Here is a 14126-nt window from a genome sequence, read left to right as displayed (position 1 = left end):
GGTATGTCACTCAATCTCATCAAACTGTGCGTCGGCTGCGACAGCGTCGAGGACCTCGAAGAGTGGATCGCCTTCCGTCTCGACGAGCGGCGTCGTGCCGGCGAGCCGGCCGAGCACTGGCACACCACCCGCATGGTGCCGACGCGGGGCGCGGAGATCACCGATGGCGGCTCGCTTTACTGGGTGATCAAGGGCAGCGTGCAGTGCCGGCAGCTGATCACCGAGATCAGGCCCTTCACCGACGATGAAGGCATCGGCCGCTGTCATCTGGTGCTCGATCCCGAGGTGGTGCGCACCGACTGGCAGCCGCGGCGCGCCTTCCAGGGCTGGCGTTACCTGAAGCCTGCCGACGCGCCGGCCGATCTCGGCAAGGGCAGGGCGGCACTCGCCGAGATGCCGCCGAAGCTCAGGTTGGAACTCGCCGAACTCGGCCTGCTCTAGCGTCGCTTGGCGCTTCTCGCGCGGCGCTGGCCCTTCGGCTCGCCCAATGTGGGACTTGCAAGCGCCCATCCTCGGTCCCATCCTATTTCTATGCTCGGTCATTTCTATGGCGGTGCTAATCGATGGGCGTGATCCTCGCTTTGGCAGCGGTGCTCGTGGTGCTTTTCGGCGCCGCGTTGCTCTTTGTGCGCGCGGATGCGGCAAGGATGGCCGACAGTCTGAGATCGCTTGGCCCCGCCTTCCTTGGGCTGATTGGCGCGCCTATGCTGATCTTCGGCCGCAGCCTGATCGGCGGACTGCTTGTGCTCGCAGCGCTGGCCTGGGTCGGCTGGATACGCACGAGGCGGCCGGCGGCAAGAGCGGCGGCATCCAAGCACTCGACGGTGCGCACCGCGGCGCTCGAAATGGACCTCGACCATGACAGCGGCAGGCTCGAGGGGCTCGTTCTGGCCGGGCGTTATGAAGGCAAGATGCTTGGGGCCATGGGGCTGACCGACCTGCGCCAGCTTCATGGCGAGCTCAGCCCCGATCTGGAGAGCCGGCAGCTTTTAGAGACGTATCTTGACGGCCGTTTTCCCGTCTGGCGCAAGGACGCGCAGCCGCACGGTGGCGAAGGGCTGGGTGTTGCGCCAGGTGCGGGCGCCATGACTAAGGAGGAGGCCTACAAGATCCTTGGTCTTGAAGCGGGGGCTGCCGCGGCGGATATCCGCAAGGCGCACCGCCGCCTGATGCAGCGCCTGAACGCCGACGTCGGTGGCACGTCTGTCCTCGCGGCGCGGATCAATGAAGCCAAGGACGTCTTGCTCTCCAATCACGATTAGTCTCCTTCGACGCCGGTACCTTCCGGGAGATTTCAACAACCGCCTACTGCTCGACGGCGTAGCACGAGATTTTCTTACGCTTCAGCGCATCGCAGGCCTTCCAGGCGGCGTCCTTCGAGCCGAAGCCGCCGAAGCGGGCGCGGTAGTAGGTGGTGCCGTTCTTGTCGAAGGCGACGGTGAAGCCGGAAGCGTCGGCCAGGATCTTCGGCGCCTGCTTGGCGGTCTGATCGAGCAGACTCTGAGCCCCCGACTTCGTGGGCGAGGAAGCGACCTGGACCACCCAGCCCGACGGCAGCGACGACGTCTTGACCGGATCGATCGCGGGCGCGGCAGGCGCCGGTTCGGCATAGGCGGCGACGCTGGTGTCCTCGGATTTGGGGGCCGGCGCCATGGCTGCAATCGCGACCGTCTTGACCTTCCGGGCCTTGAGCACCGGCTTGGTCTCCTCCGTGACCTGTTGGGTATCGTCCTGGACATCATCGGCTGAGGCAACGACGGTGTCGTCCGTTGCCGGCTTGGCGTCCGGCGTCGGCGCGTCATGCTTGGGCAAGAAGACCTTGGCTAACGTCTTGATCTGATTGTCGTTGCCCTTGGCGATGAGATCGCCGCCGCCGCGTGTCGAGGCACGCGGCAGATAAGTGTTGATCAGCGTGGCCATCTGGTTGTCGCGGCTGCGGCCGGAAGTGCCGCCCATCACCACCGCGACGAGGCGGCGGTCGCCATCGGCGACGGAGGAGACGAGATTATAGCCCGAAGCGCGGGTATAGCCGGTCTTGATGCCGTCGACGCCCTTGATGCGGCCAAGCAGGCGGTTGTGGCCGTTGATGCGCTGGCGGCCATACAGGAACGAGCGCTGCGAGAAATAGCCGTAATATTGCGGGAAGTGCTCGCGCAGCGCGATGCCCAGCATCGCCATGTCGTGCGCCGTGGTGAACTGGCCCGGGTCGGGCAGGCCGTTGGCGTTGCGAAAGACGGTGCCGTTCATGCCGAGCTGGCGCGCCTTGGCCGTCATCATGCGGGCGAAATTATCCTCGCTGCCGCCGAGCAGCTCGCCCAGCGCGGTCGCCGAGTCGTTGGCCGACTTCGTCACCATCGACAGGATCGCAGTCTCGACCGGGACCGAGCCGCCGGCGCGCACGCCGAGCTTGGTCGGCGGCTCGGACGCGGCATGCGCCGAAAACGGCACCGGCGTGTTCTTGCTGATCCTGCCTTTCGCCAGCGCCTCGAAGGTGAGGTAAAGCGTCATCATCTTGGTAAGCGAGGCCGGATAGCGCCGGCCGTTGGCGTCGGCCGAGTAAAGCACCTTGCCGGTCTTGGCATCGACGACGATGGCCGCGGACTTTGCGGCAAGAGCCGACGCGACATCGGCGGCGACAATCGTCAACGCGAGCGCGGCAACCATGAGTGCCTTGAAGGAGAATGAGGATTTGGAGACGAAGCCCGACAACGCCTGACGCACCGTTACTTACCCTGAAATTTTCGTTGCCCCGGAGGCGGCCAAGGGAGTGCCTGCCTCGCTTCCGGCCAAGCTATCGCGCTCAGCGTTACCAATCCGTTTATGGTAACCGCCGCGTTCACCATTTTTCGGCAAATCGAGTTTCTCTTTAATCGAATTTTACTGGACGCCGGCGCTGGAGGCCCTGCGCGCCAAGGGATTCTTGACTTTTGTGCATCGCACAATATATTGAGGTGCATTGCACAAGGGCGCCCCGGGGCAAAAAGGGCGTTTCAACCAAGGGAAATATGAAATGACCCAGACCTATGAGGACTTCACCAAATACGGCAAGGAGTTCGCCGACACCGGGCTGAAGAGCTTTGCCTCGCTCACCAAGGGCGCGCAGGCGATCGCCACCGAAGCCGGCGAATACACCAAGAAGAGCTTCGAGGCCGGCAGCGCCGCCTTCGAGAAGCTGTTCTCGGCCAAGTCGATCGAGAAGGCTATCGAGATCCAGACCGATTACGCCAAGCAGAGCTATGAGAGCTTCGTGGCCGAGGCGAGCAAGATCGGCAACCTCTATGCCGAGCTCGCCAAGGAAGCCTACAAGCCGTTCGAATCGGTGGTCGCCAAGGCGAAGTAATTCGCCGGACCACTGCTGATACGGCCAGCCAGCCTGCAAAAAGGACCCGGTCGCGGAAACGCGGCCGGTTTTTTTATGCGCGATCGCAACCCGATGGACCTTGCCGCATTCACGATTGAGAAAATTCGCTGAGGTTTGCTCACCTAGCCATATTGTCAGCTAAACAGAAGGGCTTAAAATCGTCCATCGAGAACCTACATGTTGAACTCGCATGAGGATTCGAAAAGGCTGGACTACGTGACGATCGGTTTGACTGCCACGGCGGACGTGGTGCGAATGCAAGGTGACGGAGACCGCAACGATCTCGGTCGCGGCACCGCTGTCATCACGCGCACCAAAACCAAGACCAAGAAGCCCAGCCTCTACCGGGTCCTCATCCTGAACGACGACTACACTCCGATGGAGTTCGTCGTTCATGTCCTGGAACGCTTTTTCCAAAAGGACCGCGAAGCCGCCACACGCATCATGCTTCATGTTCACAATCATGGAGTGGGCGAGTGCGGCGTCTACACATTCGAGGTGGCCGAGACCAAAGTGTCCCAGGTCATGGATTTCGCCCGACAGAATCAGCATCCGCTGCAATGCGTGATGGAGAAGAAGTGAGGTAACATGCCGGCTTTCTCCCAAGGCCTGGAAAAGGCGCTACATCAGGCGCTGACATTCGCCAATGAGCGGCATCATGAGTATGCGACGCTCGAACATTTGCTGCTCGCCCTGATCGACGACACCGAGGCGGCCGCCGTCATGCGCGCCTGCAACGTCGATCTCGACGAGCTCAAGCATACCGTTCTCACCTATATCGACACCGAGCTCGACAACCTCGTCACCGGTTACGACGAGGATTCGAAGCCGACGGCAGGCTTCCAGCGGGTCATCCAGCGCGCCGTGATCCATGTGCAGTCGTCGGGCCGCGAGGAAGTGTCCGGTGCCAATGTGCTCGTCGCCATCTTCGCCGAGCGCGAGAGCCACGCCGCCTATTTCCTGCAGGAACAGCAGATGACCCGCTACGACGCGGTCAACTACATCTCGCATGGCATCGCCAAGCGCCCGGGCGCTTCGGAATCGCGCACGCCGCGCGGCGCCGAGGACGAGCAGGGCGGCCCGAACGGCGCCGAGCCGCAGGAAGAGGGCGGCAAGAAGAAGCAGCAGGACGCGCTGACGGCCTACTGCATCAACCTCAACAACAAGGCGCGCGCTGGCAAGATCGACCCGCTGATCGGCCGCGACAGCGAGATCAACCGCACCATCCAGGTGCTGTGCCGCCGTTCCAAGAACAACCCGCTCTATGTCGGCGACCCGGGCGTCGGCAAGACGGCGATCGCCGAAGGGCTGGCCAAGCGCATCGTCGAGGGTGACGTACCGGAAGTGCTGCAGGACGCCACCATCTTCGCGCTCGATATGGGCACGCTCTTGGCCGGCACCCGCTATCGCGGCGACTTCGAGGAGCGGCTGAAGCAGGTCGTCAAGGAGCTCGAGGACTATCCGGGCGCGGTGCTGTTCATCGACGAGATCCACACTGTGATCGGCGCAGGCGCCACTTCCGGCGGCGCCATGGATGCATCGAACCTTCTGAAGCCGGCGCTGTCGTCCGGCGCCATCCGCTGCATCGGCTCGACCACTTACAAGGAGTTCCGCCAGTTCTTCGAGAAGGACCGCGCGCTGGTGCGGCGCTTCCAGAAGATCGACGTCAACGAGCCGACCATCGAGGACGCCATCGAGATCATGAAGGGCCTGAAGCCCTATTTCGAGGAGTTCCATAAGGTCCGCTACACCAGCGAGGCGATCAAGGCCTCGGTGGAGCTGTCGGCCCGTTACATCAGCGATCGCAAGCTGCCGGACAAGGCGATCGACGTGATCGACGAGACCGGCGCCTCGCAGATGCTGGTGCCTGAGGCCAAGCGCAAGAAGACGATCGGCATCAAGGAGATCGAGGCGACGATCGCGACCATGGCGCGCATCCCGCCGAAGACGGTTTCGGCCGACGACGAGAAGGTGCTGCAAGGCCTCGATGTCGAGCTGAAGCGCGTCGTCTACGGCCAGGACACCGCGATCACCGCGCTGACTTCGGCGATCAAGCTGGCGCGCGCCGGCCTGCGCGAACCGGAGAAGCCGATCGGCTCCTACCTGTTCTCGGGCCCGACCGGCGTCGGCAAGACGGAAGTGGCCAAGCAGCTTGCCGCCTCGCTCGGCGTCGAGCTCATCCGCTTCGACATGTCGGAATACATGGAACGCCACACCGTCTCGCGGCTGATCGGCGCGCCTCCCGGCTATGTCGGCTTCGACCAGGGCGGTCTTCTGACCGACGGCGTCGACCAGCATCCGCATTGCGTGCTGCTGCTGGACGAAGTCGAGAAGGCGCACCCGGACCTGTTCAACATCCTGTTGCAGGTGATGGACCACGGCAAGCTGACCGACCACAACGGCAAGCAGATCGACTTCCGCAACGTGATCCTGATCATGACCACCAATGCGGGCGCCTCGGATGCGCAGCGCGCGGCGATCGGTTTCGGCTCGACCAAGCGCGAAGGCGACGACGTCGAGGCGATCAACCGGCTGTTCACGCCAGAGTTCCGCAACCGTCTGGACGCGATCATCCCGTTCGGCTCGCTGCCGGTGCCGGTGATCCATCAGGTGGTGCAGAAGTTCGTCATGCAGCTCGAGGCCCAGCTCTCCGAGCGCGGCGTCACCTTCGACCTGTCGCCGGACGCGATCGCCTGGCTGGCTGACAAGGGTTATGACGAGCGCATGGGTGCGCGTCCGCTCGGCCGCGTCATCCAGGAGCACATCAAGAAGCCGCTGGCCGACGAGGTGCTGTTCGGCAAGCTCAAGAAGGGCGGCACGGTGCGCGTCACCGTCGAGAAGAAGGAAACCGGCGAGTCCGGCCTGAAGCTCGAATCGCTCGCCGACGAGTCGCCCGTGCGGCCGAAGAAGGAAGAGCCGGAAGACGCGCCGAAGCCGAAAAAGGCGCTGGCCAGGAAGCCGGCGCCCAAGAAGGCCGTGGCGCAGAAGCCGGAGCCGAAGGGCAAGGATGGCAACAAGCGCAGCCTTGTGCCGCAACTGCCGCGCAAGGGCTGACAAGCGCTCGCTTGAAATACAAAAGGCCCCGGGAACGGGGCCTTTTTCGTTTGAAGGAAGCACCGCTTGGAAGCCGAACAGATCATCAACGGCGCGCCGCGCTCGGGAAGTCGAGCATCGCCGCGGCGATCCAGGAGACATTCGAGGGCGTCTGGATCAATCTCGGCGTCGACGCCTTCCGGACATTGGCGTATGCGTGACTGGTTGAGCGCAACTGCGTGCGGCTGCCAGTCGGCTCGCTTGGCTCGCTTTCACCGCCGATTAACGCAAGTTTGGCATCGTACGCAGGATGATTTTTCTGCCCGCCGAACGAATTATCCTAACCGTCAGCCTCGCACTGACGGTCGTCTGCGCGTTCCTGGCTTGGGACAAGGGCGTTGCCGTCTCGCTGGATGATTATCGATTTGCCATCCTGTTTGCCCCGGCAATGGTGGCGGTCGGCCAATTCTATCGTCATGTGCGCAAGGATGAGCGGATCGCGATCACCGCGCATATGTTGCCGCTGTTCATCCTCTATTCCGTGCCAGCGTCGATTTTCAACATCTTGCTCCTGCCGCGGCCTGCGGCGCCCATCGACGCGATGCTGGTGCGGATGGACGCCTGGTTCGGTTACTCCTGGCCGGCCGCCTGCGCCTGGATTTCCCAATATCCGCTGCTTTCGGACGTTCTGAGGCAAATCTATACCCTGACGCTGATCCAGATATTGCTGAGCCTTTTGTTACTCGGCTTGGCGAATGACCGGCGGCGGTTGCATGCCGGGGCGCTCGCATTGGTGTTTGCGTCGCTGATCACCTTCTTCTGCTGGGCGCTGTTTCCGTCGAGCGGCGCCTCGGCTTATTGGACTCTGGCTCCCGAGGTCGACCGTATCGTGCGGCCGGTGGTCAACTCCGCTTATGGGGCCGAACTGAACCGCCTTCTTGTCGAGGGCGTCAAGGATGTCTCGTCGCTGAAGACGACGGGGCTCATCGGCTTTCCTTCGTTCCATACGGTCATGGCGCTGATGTCGCTCATCGTGCTGTGGCCCTACAGGCCGTTGCGCTACCCGATTATCGCCGTCAACACCGCGCTTTTGCCGGCAATCCTCATCCATGGCGGGCATAATTTGATGGACGTGTTCGGCGGCACGCTGATCACCTTCATATCCTGGCGCCTGGGCCTTTTGGTGTTCGACGCCGAGGAGCGTCGCCCCACACGTGAAAAGGCGGCACGCCAAACTTCGACCCCGGACATCGAGGCCGGAGCCGCCACCGCCGGCTGAGGTCAGGCATCAAGCGCGACGCGGATTTTGTCGGCATTCTCGGCCAGCACCTCCGGCTTCTCCATCTGGCCGGAATGCGGCTTCAACGGCACGCCCTCGAAGCGCGGGACGACGTGGACATGCAGATGGTAGACGGTTTGGCCGGATGCCGGCTCGTTGAACTGCATGATGGTGACGCCGTCGGCGTTGAAGGCTTTTTTCACCGCGACCGCAATCTTCTGCACGACGCCGAACAATGGTCCGAACGTTGCCGGATCGGCGTCGAGCATGTTGCGCGACGGCGCCTTGGGCACCACCAGCGTGTGGCCTGTGCCTTGCGGCATCACATCCATGAAGGCGACGACCGTGTCGTCCTCATAGACGCGATGCGAGGGAATCTCGCCGCGGAGGATTTTGGCGAAGATGTTGCCAGGATCATAGGCTTCGGCCATGGGTAACACTCCCAATTGCATTCGCTGTCCGGTGTAGCGAAGCCGCCGATGAGCGGCAAGGCGAGATCGACCATGCCGCAACGCGCGCACTGTTATTGCATGAGCGCCGGATTTGCGGGAAAGCGCACTGACCGCGAGACCCGACGGTCCGTTTATTCCGCGAGGTCCTTGCGGAAGGGCGTGTGCTCTTTGAGATATTCGCCCATGCGCTCGACCTCGCGCCGCTCGCGCCTGAGATAGTCGGCGACGGCATTGCGCAAACCGGGATGCGAGATGTAGTGCGCCGAATGCATGGTCACGGGCCGGTAGCCGCGGGCCAGCTTGTGCTCGCCCTGCGCGCCTGCCTCCACCACCTTGAGCTTGCGCTCGATGGCGAAATCGATCGCCTGATGGTAGCAGACCTCGAAATGAAGAAAGGGGTGATCCTCGATGCAGCCCCAGTTGCGACCGTAGAGCGCGTCGGAGCCGATGAAGTTGATGGCGCCTGCGATGTAGCGGCCGTTTCGCTTTGCCATTACCAGAAGAATGTCGTCGGCCATGCGCTCGCCGATCAGCGAGAAGAACTGCCGGTTGAGATAGGGCCGGCCCCATTTGCGGCCGCCGGTATCCATATAGAAGGCGAAGAAATCGTCCCAGGCGCTTTCGGTGATGTCCTTGCCGGTCAGCCAGTCGATTGAGATGCCGTCGACAAGCGCCTCGCGGCGCTCCTTCTTCATCGCCTTGCGCTTGCGCGAGGCAAGCGTGGCGAGGAAGTCGTCATAGGTTGAAAAGCCGTCGTTGAAGAAGTGGAACTGCTGGTCGGTGCGGTGCAGGAAGCCGGCCGCTTCCAGCGTCGCGACATCGGGCTCGGTGGCGAAGGTGACATGCGCGGAAGAGACGCCGAGCTTGTCGGTCACAAGCTTCAGGCCTTCCGCCAGTCCGGCCTTCACGGCACCTTCATTCCCACCTTTGCTGACCAGCAGGCGAGGGCCGGTGACCGGCGTGAACGGCACCGAGCATTGCAGCTTGGGGTAGTAGCGCCCGCCGGCGCGCTCGAAGGCGTCCGACCAGCCATGGTCGAAGACATATTCCCCCTGGCTGTGCGACTTGAGATAACAAGGGACGGCGCCGAGAAGCCTGCCTTGCGCCGTTTCCAGCCGCAGGTGATGGCCCTGCCAGCCGGTGCGCCGGACAGCGCAGCCGGAGTCCTCCAAGGCGCTTAGAAAAGCGAAGGAAACCAGCGGGTTGTAGCCGTTTTCTTGATCGCCGCGCGTGGTGCCGGCAAAGCCGTTCCATTCCTCGCAGGTAAAGGCTCCGATGCCCGCCGCTATGCGGATCGCATAATCCGCGTTCGCTGCCCGTCCATCGTCGTCGTCGCCTTGATCCATGGGGCTTATTTAAGCGTCCTCAAGGCTGCTACAAGTCACGTTTCAGGCACCGTCTCAGGCGACTTTCACCAGATCGGGTTCGAAGCCCTCGAAGGTCATCTGGTCGGCATATTTGAAGGTGAGGTCGACCGCCGGCTGGTCATGCACGGTCCACGTGATGACGGGCATCTTCAGCTTCTCGCGTACGAAGCTGACGAAGGGGTTCGGCAGGTCACCGGCGGCGTAGGAGGTGAAAGCGAGGTCGTGCGCGAGCATGGCGAAATGCGCCTCGATCAATTGGTTGTCTTTGCCATAGGCGGTCAGCCCGCCGGGGATGCCCGGCGCATCCTTGGCAAAATCGCGGATCAGCCAATGATCGAACGACATGATCGCCACCTTGCCCCTGTAGCGCTTGAGTAGCCGGCCGACGCTTGCCACCAGCCCCGCATCATGCCCGGGAACGCCTTTCAGCTCGACCACCAGCGGCACGCGGCCGTCGATCAGGTCGAGCGCTTCCTTGAGCGTCGGCACGCGGTCCTTCGTGCCGCCGATCCTGAGCGTCCCCAGCTCGGCCGCGGTGCGCTGCCAGACGAATCCGTCCTGGCCGGTCAGCCGTTTCAGCTCGCCGTCGTGGATGATGACCGGGACGCCGTCCGACGAGATATGCACGTCGCATTCGATGGCGTAGCCGCGCTCGGCCGCCGCGGCGAAGGCCGACAACGTGTTCTCCCAGCGGGTCTTGTTCATGTCGTGGAAGCCGCGATGCGCGACAGGTCGCGCGATCAGCCAGGACAGATCGGTCATCTTAAGCCTCACTCGACTTCGAAGATCGCTTCGATCTCGACCGCGGCGTTGAGCGGCAGCGAGGCGGTGCCGACGGCGGAGCGGGCGTGCTTGCCGCGCTCGCCCAGTGCCGCGACCAGAAAGTCGGAGGCGCCGTTGGCGACCAGATGCTGCTCGACGAAATCAGGCGCCGAGGCCACGAAGACGGTGATCTTGACCAGGCGGCGGATCTTTTCGAGGTCGCCCAGCGCTGCCTTGGCCTGCGCCAGGATGTTGATGGCACAGAATTTCGCGCCTTCCTTGCCGGCGGCGGTGTCGATGTCGCGGCCGAGCAGCCCGCTTGCCTGCAGCTTGCCGTCCTTCAGCGGCAACTGACCGGCGGTAAAAAGCGTGTTGCCGGTGCGACAATAGGGCACATAATTCGCGGCGGGCGCGGCGGCGGCCGGGATGGTGACGCCAAGATCGCTTAGCCGCTTTTCGATTGTTTCGCTCATTGGTTTTCCCTATTGCTGGAAGACGCCGCGTTGGCCGGGCCGAAATTGCTATTTTTGCCTCGCTTCCGCCACGACTTTTTTTAAGCTGGACCATGTTTCCCTGCGGCCTGCCCTCAGCCGCGACGATCGGAGCAACGCATGCGCGCAACGCGCCTTTTTCTCGCCGCCGCCTGTCTTTCGGTCGTGTTCCCAATGGCGCCGGCCTTTGCGGTGCCCGCGCTGCAGGCGCATCGCGCCGTCTACGATCTGACACTCAACAAGGCCTCCGACCGTTCAGGCATCACCGGCATCACCGGCCGCATGGTCTACGAGTTCAACGGCTCCGCCTGCGAAGGCTATACAGTCAAGTTCCGCTTCGTCACCCAGATCGTCACCAACGACAACACCAGGCTGACCGACCAGCAGACGACGACTTTCGAGGATGCCGAGGGCAAGACCTTTTCCTTCGTTACGAAATCCTTTGTCGACCAGAACCTCGACAAGGAGGTCAAAGGCACGGCCACCAGGGAGGCGAAGGGGCTCAAGGTCGATATCGACAAGCCGGAGAAGAGCAGCCTCGAGCTCGCCGCCACGCAGTTTCCGACCCAGCATCTGGTCGAGCTGATCGGCAAGGCCGAGAAGGGCGAAAATTTCTACCAGACCAATCTGTTCGACGGTTCGGAGGACGCCAACAAGGTGATGACCACCACCGTCATCGTCGGCAAGAAGACCGATGCCGACAAGGCAGATCCGGAAGCGCCGGCACTAGCCAAGCTCGCCTCCGACAAATACTGGCCGGTCGACATCGCCTATTTCGACGATACCGACAAAAGCGGCGAGGAGGTGCCGGAATACCGGATCAGCTTCAAGCTGCACGAGAACGGCATCACGCGCGACCTCGTCATGGACTATGGCGACTTCTCGATGACCGGCAAGCTGGTGAACCTGTCGCTGTTCGACCAGACCAAGCCTTGCCCCGCTTCGAAATAGCAGCGTCCCGACGGCAGGCGATCAGGCTTGCAAGCCTGGTTTCAACTCGCCATGTGTCGGGATGACGAAGTGCGGCGGGCCTGATGGCTGTCTATGTCGATGCGGCGATCTGGAAATGGGCCGGCCACCGCTGGTGCCATCTCCTTGCCGACGACACGGATGAGTTACACCGCTTCGCCACCGAGCTCGGCCTCAAGCTTTCCTCCTATCAGGGACCGCCCAAGACCTCGGCGCCGCATTACGACATCACCGGCTTCGAGCGCGACCGCGCGGTCCGGCTTGGCGCCATCGAATGCAGCCGCGAGGAGATCGTCGCGATCTTTCGCCGCGTCAGGGTGCCGAACGGCAAGGTAAAACGCTGAGATTTGGGCGGATCGCCGCAGGCGTGGGCGTTTTCCGGCGCCCGGCTTGCGTTTGTTCGACTTCCCCTCTATATCCGCGCTCATTCCACACACGGACTTTGGTGTCTGCCCGGGAGAAATCCGGCTGAAACCTCCGGTGGCATCAGGACATCCCGTCCGAAATGCCTGTGTCCGTGGAGGCCAACCGGAAAGGAACTAAAGAATGGCTCTGCCAGATTTCAGCATGCGCCAGCTTTTGGAAGCTGGTGTTCACTTCGGCCACCAGACCCATCGCTGGAACCCGAAGATGGCGCCCTACATCTATGGCGCCCGCAACAACATCCACATCATCGACCTGTCGCAGACGGTGCCGCTGCTGCACCAGGCTCTGAAGCAGGTGTCCGACACCGTCGCCAAGGGCGGCCGCGTGCTGTTCGTCGGCACCAAGCGCCAGGCGTCCGACATCGTCGCCGACGCCGCGCAGCGCTCGGCCCAGTACTATGTCAACTCGCGGTGGCTGGGCGGTATGCTCACCAACTGGAAGACGATCTCGAACTCGATCCAGCGCCTGCGCAAGCTCGACGAGACGCTGGCCGGCGAGGCCCAGGGCCTCACCAAGAAGGAGCGCCTGAACCTCGACCGCGAGCGCGAGAAGCTCAACAAGGCTCTCGGCGGCATCAAGGACATGGGCTCGACGCCGGACCTGATGTTCGTCATCGATACCAACAAGGAAGCGATCGCCATCCTCGAGGCCAAGCGCCTCGGCATCCCGGTCGTGGCCATCATCGATTCGAACTGCGACCCGGACAAGATCGACTTTCCGATCCCCGGCAATGACGACGCGGCCCGCGCCATCCAGCTCTATTGCGACCTGATCGCCAAGGCCGCCATCGACGGCATCGCCCGCCAGCAGGGTGCGCTCGGTGTCGACATCGGCGCTTCGGCCGAGGCTCCGGTCGAGCCGGCGCTCGACACTCCGGCTGCGGAAGCTCCGGAAGCTTGATAAGGAAGGCCGGAGCTCGGCCTTCATCTTTCCAATAAGTTGGAGCGCTAAAGCGCTTTTGCCGAGCGCATCACCCGAGTCCCGGTTGGTGCGTCGGCGCATTTGAAACAAAGAGGCGACAATGACGATTTCGGCTGCACAGGTCAAAGAACTCCGCGACTTGACCGGCGCGGGCATGATGGACTGCAAGGCGGCGTTGAACGAGACCAACGGCGACATGGAAGCGGCCGTCGACTGGCTGCGCAAGAAGGGTATCTCGAAGGCCGACAAGAAGGCCGGCCGCACCGCCGCCGAGGGCCTGATCGGCGTCGACGCCGGCGTGCGTGAAGCCGCCATTGTCGAGGTCAATTCCGAGACCGACTTCGTCGCCCGCAATGCGGCCTTCCAGGAAATCGTCGCCAACGTCGCCAAGGTCGCGCTCGCCTACGGCACGACGGAGGCCGTGGCCGCCGCCAAGTATCCGGGCTCCGACAAGTCGGTCACCGAGACCATCAAGGACGCGGTCGGCACGATCGGCGAGAACATGGGCTTCCGCCGTTCGGCCAAGCTCACCGTGCCGCATGGCGTGGTGGCGACCTATGTCCACAATGCGGTTGCGGACGGCCTCGGCAAGCTCGGCGTGCTGGTGGCGATCGAGACCACGGGCAACGAGCACGCGGCCAACGCCTTTGCCCGCCAGGTGGCGATGCATGTCGCCGCCAGCAACCCGGTCGCGCTGACCGCCGAGGAAGTCGACCCGGCGCTGGTTGAGCGCGAGAAGGCGATCTTCTCCGATCAGGCGCGCCAGTCGGGCAAGCCGGAAGCCATCATCGAGAAGATGGTCGAGGGCCGCCTGCGCAAGTTCTACGAAGAGGTCGTGCTTTTGAAGCAGGCCTTCGTGCTCAATCCCGACATCACCGTCGAGAAGGCGCTGAAGGATGCCGAGAAGGAGATCGGCGCTCCGGCGAAGATCACCGCCTATCTGCGTTACGCGCTGGGCGAGGGCATCGAAAAGGAAACGACCGATTTCGCGGCGGAAGTCGCTGCCGCGGTCAAGAAATAGCTCCGATCCAGGGGAGCGCTTAGCGTTTCCCTTGAGGTGAAGAG

At 63.0% G+C, this 14126-nt stretch carries 15 protein-coding genes and 1 pseudogene; 11 read left to right on the top strand and 5 right to left on the bottom strand.

Annotated elements, in window-relative coordinates; genetic code table 11:
- The first annotated feature begins 3 nt into the window (after positions 1-3).
- Positions 4-441 carry a DUF1489 family protein gene (locus tag P9273_RS10060; protein WP_040987235.1) on the top strand — a complete coding sequence of 146 codons (438 nt, stop codon included), beginning with the start codon at positions 4-6 and terminating at the stop codon, positions 439-441.
- Between the two features lie 122 nt (positions 442-563).
- Positions 564-1262, top strand: a complete 699-nt coding sequence (locus tag P9273_RS10055; protein ID WP_278048764.1) for a molecular chaperone DnaJ — start codon at positions 564-566, stop codon at positions 1260-1262.
- Positions 1263-1305: 43 nt separating this feature from the next.
- Here P9273_RS10055 and P9273_RS10050 read toward each other — a convergent pair whose 3' ends face one another.
- Positions 1306-2721, bottom strand: a complete 1416-nt coding sequence (locus P9273_RS10050) for a D-alanyl-D-alanine carboxypeptidase (protein ID WP_278048763.1) — start codon at positions 2719-2721, stop codon at positions 1306-1308.
- A 289-nt stretch (positions 2722-3010) separates the two neighbouring features.
- Between P9273_RS10050 and P9273_RS10045 the strand changes: the two genes are divergently transcribed.
- From P9273_RS10045 to P9273_RS10025, 5 genes and pseudogenes are all read left to right on the top strand, one after another.
- Positions 3011-3340, top strand: coding sequence for a phasin family protein (locus P9273_RS10045; RefSeq protein WP_040972326.1), 330 nt, complete (start codon positions 3011-3013; stop codon positions 3338-3340).
- Between the two features lie 276 nt (positions 3341-3616).
- Complete coding sequence (gene clpS, locus P9273_RS10040) at positions 3617-3943, top strand: ATP-dependent Clp protease adapter ClpS (RefSeq protein WP_040995322.1); 327 nt, start codon at positions 3617-3619, stop codon at positions 3941-3943.
- A 6-nt stretch (positions 3944-3949) separates the two neighbouring features.
- The gene (clpA, locus tag P9273_RS10035) at positions 3950-6415 is read left to right on the top strand and encodes an ATP-dependent Clp protease ATP-binding subunit ClpA (RefSeq protein WP_278048762.1); all 2466 of its coding nucleotides are present in this window, start codon (positions 3950-3952) and stop codon (positions 6413-6415) included.
- A gap of 66 nt (positions 6416-6481) precedes the next feature.
- A pseudogene (locus P9273_RS10030) lies at positions 6482-6603 on the top strand (phosphotransferase-like protein); the annotation flags it as partial.
- A 101-nt stretch (positions 6604-6704) separates the two neighbouring features.
- The gene (locus P9273_RS10025) at positions 6705-7673 is read left to right on the top strand and encodes a phosphatase PAP2 family protein (protein ID WP_278048761.1); all 969 of its coding nucleotides are present in this window, start codon (positions 6705-6707) and stop codon (positions 7671-7673) included.
- Between the two features lie 2 nt (positions 7674-7675).
- On the opposite strand, the gene P9273_RS10020 is transcribed toward P9273_RS10025, so the two are convergent.
- The 4 genes from P9273_RS10020 to P9273_RS10005 all read right to left on the bottom strand — a co-directional run bounded on the left by P9273_RS10020 (position 7676) and on the right by P9273_RS10005 (position 10727).
- Entirely contained in the window at positions 7676-8104 is a 429-nt protein-coding gene (locus tag P9273_RS10020) for an HIT family protein (RefSeq protein WP_278048760.1), read from the bottom strand.
- Positions 8105-8256: 152 nt separating this feature from the next.
- A complete protein-coding gene (locus P9273_RS10015; RefSeq protein WP_278048759.1) occupies positions 8257-9471 on the bottom strand; it encodes a GNAT family N-acetyltransferase in 1215 nt (404 codons plus the stop codon).
- A gap of 54 nt (positions 9472-9525) precedes the next feature.
- Positions 9526-10254: a glycerophosphodiester phosphodiesterase gene (locus P9273_RS10010; protein ID WP_040994992.1), complete on the bottom strand. Its 729-nt coding sequence runs from the start codon at positions 10252-10254 to the stop codon at positions 9526-9528.
- An 8-nt stretch (positions 10255-10262) separates the two neighbouring features.
- Positions 10263-10727, bottom strand: coding sequence for a RidA family protein (locus P9273_RS10005; protein WP_040994991.1), 465 nt, complete (start codon positions 10725-10727; stop codon positions 10263-10265).
- A gap of 138 nt (positions 10728-10865) precedes the next feature.
- On the opposite strand from P9273_RS10005, the gene P9273_RS10000 reads away from it, so the two are divergent.
- From P9273_RS10000 to tsf, 4 genes are all read left to right on the top strand, one after another.
- Positions 10866-11696, top strand: a complete 831-nt coding sequence (locus tag P9273_RS10000) for a cell envelope integrity EipB family protein (RefSeq protein ID WP_278048758.1) — start codon at positions 10866-10868, stop codon at positions 11694-11696.
- Positions 11697-11779: 83 nt separating this feature from the next.
- Positions 11780-12058: a DUF4031 domain-containing protein gene (locus tag P9273_RS09995; RefSeq protein WP_040987257.1), complete on the top strand. Its 279-nt coding sequence runs from the start codon at positions 11780-11782 to the stop codon at positions 12056-12058.
- 202 nt (positions 12059-12260) lie between these two features.
- Positions 12261-13040: a 30S ribosomal protein S2 gene (rpsB, locus tag P9273_RS09990; protein WP_040994986.1), complete on the top strand. Its 780-nt coding sequence runs from the start codon at positions 12261-12263 to the stop codon at positions 13038-13040.
- 121 nt (positions 13041-13161) lie between these two features.
- Complete coding sequence (gene tsf, locus P9273_RS09985) at positions 13162-14082, top strand: translation elongation factor Ts (protein WP_040994984.1); 921 nt, start codon at positions 13162-13164, stop codon at positions 14080-14082.
- Positions 14083-14126 lie beyond the last annotated feature (44 nt).

Origin of the sequence: Mesorhizobium sp. WSM4935, from assembly GCF_029625735.1 — a bacterium.
Classification (GTDB): domain Bacteria; phylum Pseudomonadota; class Alphaproteobacteria; order Rhizobiales; family Rhizobiaceae; genus Mesorhizobium.
Note: the sequence above shows the minus strand (reverse complement) of the source record. Positions and strands in the feature narration are given on the sequence as shown.

What these genes read in the sequence shown, in the direction of transcription:
- P9273_RS10060 (WP_040987235.1), top strand. Translation starts at nt 4, where the DNA reads ATGTCACTCAATCTCATCAAACTGTGCGTCGGCTGCGACAGCGTCGAG.
- P9273_RS10055 (WP_278048764.1), top strand. Translation starts at nt 564, where the DNA reads ATGGGCGTGATCCTCGCTTTGGCAGCGGTGCTCGTGGTGCTTTTCGGC.
- P9273_RS10045 (WP_040972326.1), top strand. Translation starts at nt 3,011, where the DNA reads ATGACCCAGACCTATGAGGACTTCACCAAATACGGCAAGGAGTTCGCC.
- clpS (WP_040995322.1), top strand. Translation starts at nt 3,617, where the DNA reads ATGCAAGGTGACGGAGACCGCAACGATCTCGGTCGCGGCACCGCTGTC.
- clpA (WP_278048762.1), top strand. Translation starts at nt 3,950, where the DNA reads ATGCCGGCTTTCTCCCAAGGCCTGGAAAAGGCGCTACATCAGGCGCTG.
- P9273_RS10025 (WP_278048761.1), top strand. Translation starts at nt 6,705, where the DNA reads ATGATTTTTCTGCCCGCCGAACGAATTATCCTAACCGTCAGCCTCGCA.
- P9273_RS10020 (WP_278048760.1), bottom strand. Translation starts at nt 8,104, where the DNA reads ATGGCCGAAGCCTATGATCCTGGCAACATCTTCGCCAAAATCCTCCGC.
- P9273_RS10015 (WP_278048759.1), bottom strand. Translation starts at nt 9,471, where the DNA reads ATGGATCAAGGCGACGACGACGATGGACGGGCAGCGAACGCGGATTAT.
- P9273_RS10010 (WP_040994992.1), bottom strand. Translation starts at nt 10,254, where the DNA reads ATGACCGATCTGTCCTGGCTGATCGCGCGACCTGTCGCGCATCGCGGC.
- P9273_RS10005 (WP_040994991.1), bottom strand. Translation starts at nt 10,727, where the DNA reads ATGAGCGAAACAATCGAAAAGCGGCTAAGCGATCTTGGCGTCACCATC.
- P9273_RS10000 (WP_278048758.1), top strand. Translation starts at nt 10,866, where the DNA reads ATGCGCGCAACGCGCCTTTTTCTCGCCGCCGCCTGTCTTTCGGTCGTG.
- P9273_RS09995 (WP_040987257.1), top strand. Translation starts at nt 11,780, where the DNA reads ATGGCTGTCTATGTCGATGCGGCGATCTGGAAATGGGCCGGCCACCGC.
- rpsB (WP_040994986.1), top strand. Translation starts at nt 12,261, where the DNA reads ATGGCTCTGCCAGATTTCAGCATGCGCCAGCTTTTGGAAGCTGGTGTT.
- tsf (WP_040994984.1), top strand. Translation starts at nt 13,162, where the DNA reads ATGACGATTTCGGCTGCACAGGTCAAAGAACTCCGCGACTTGACCGGC.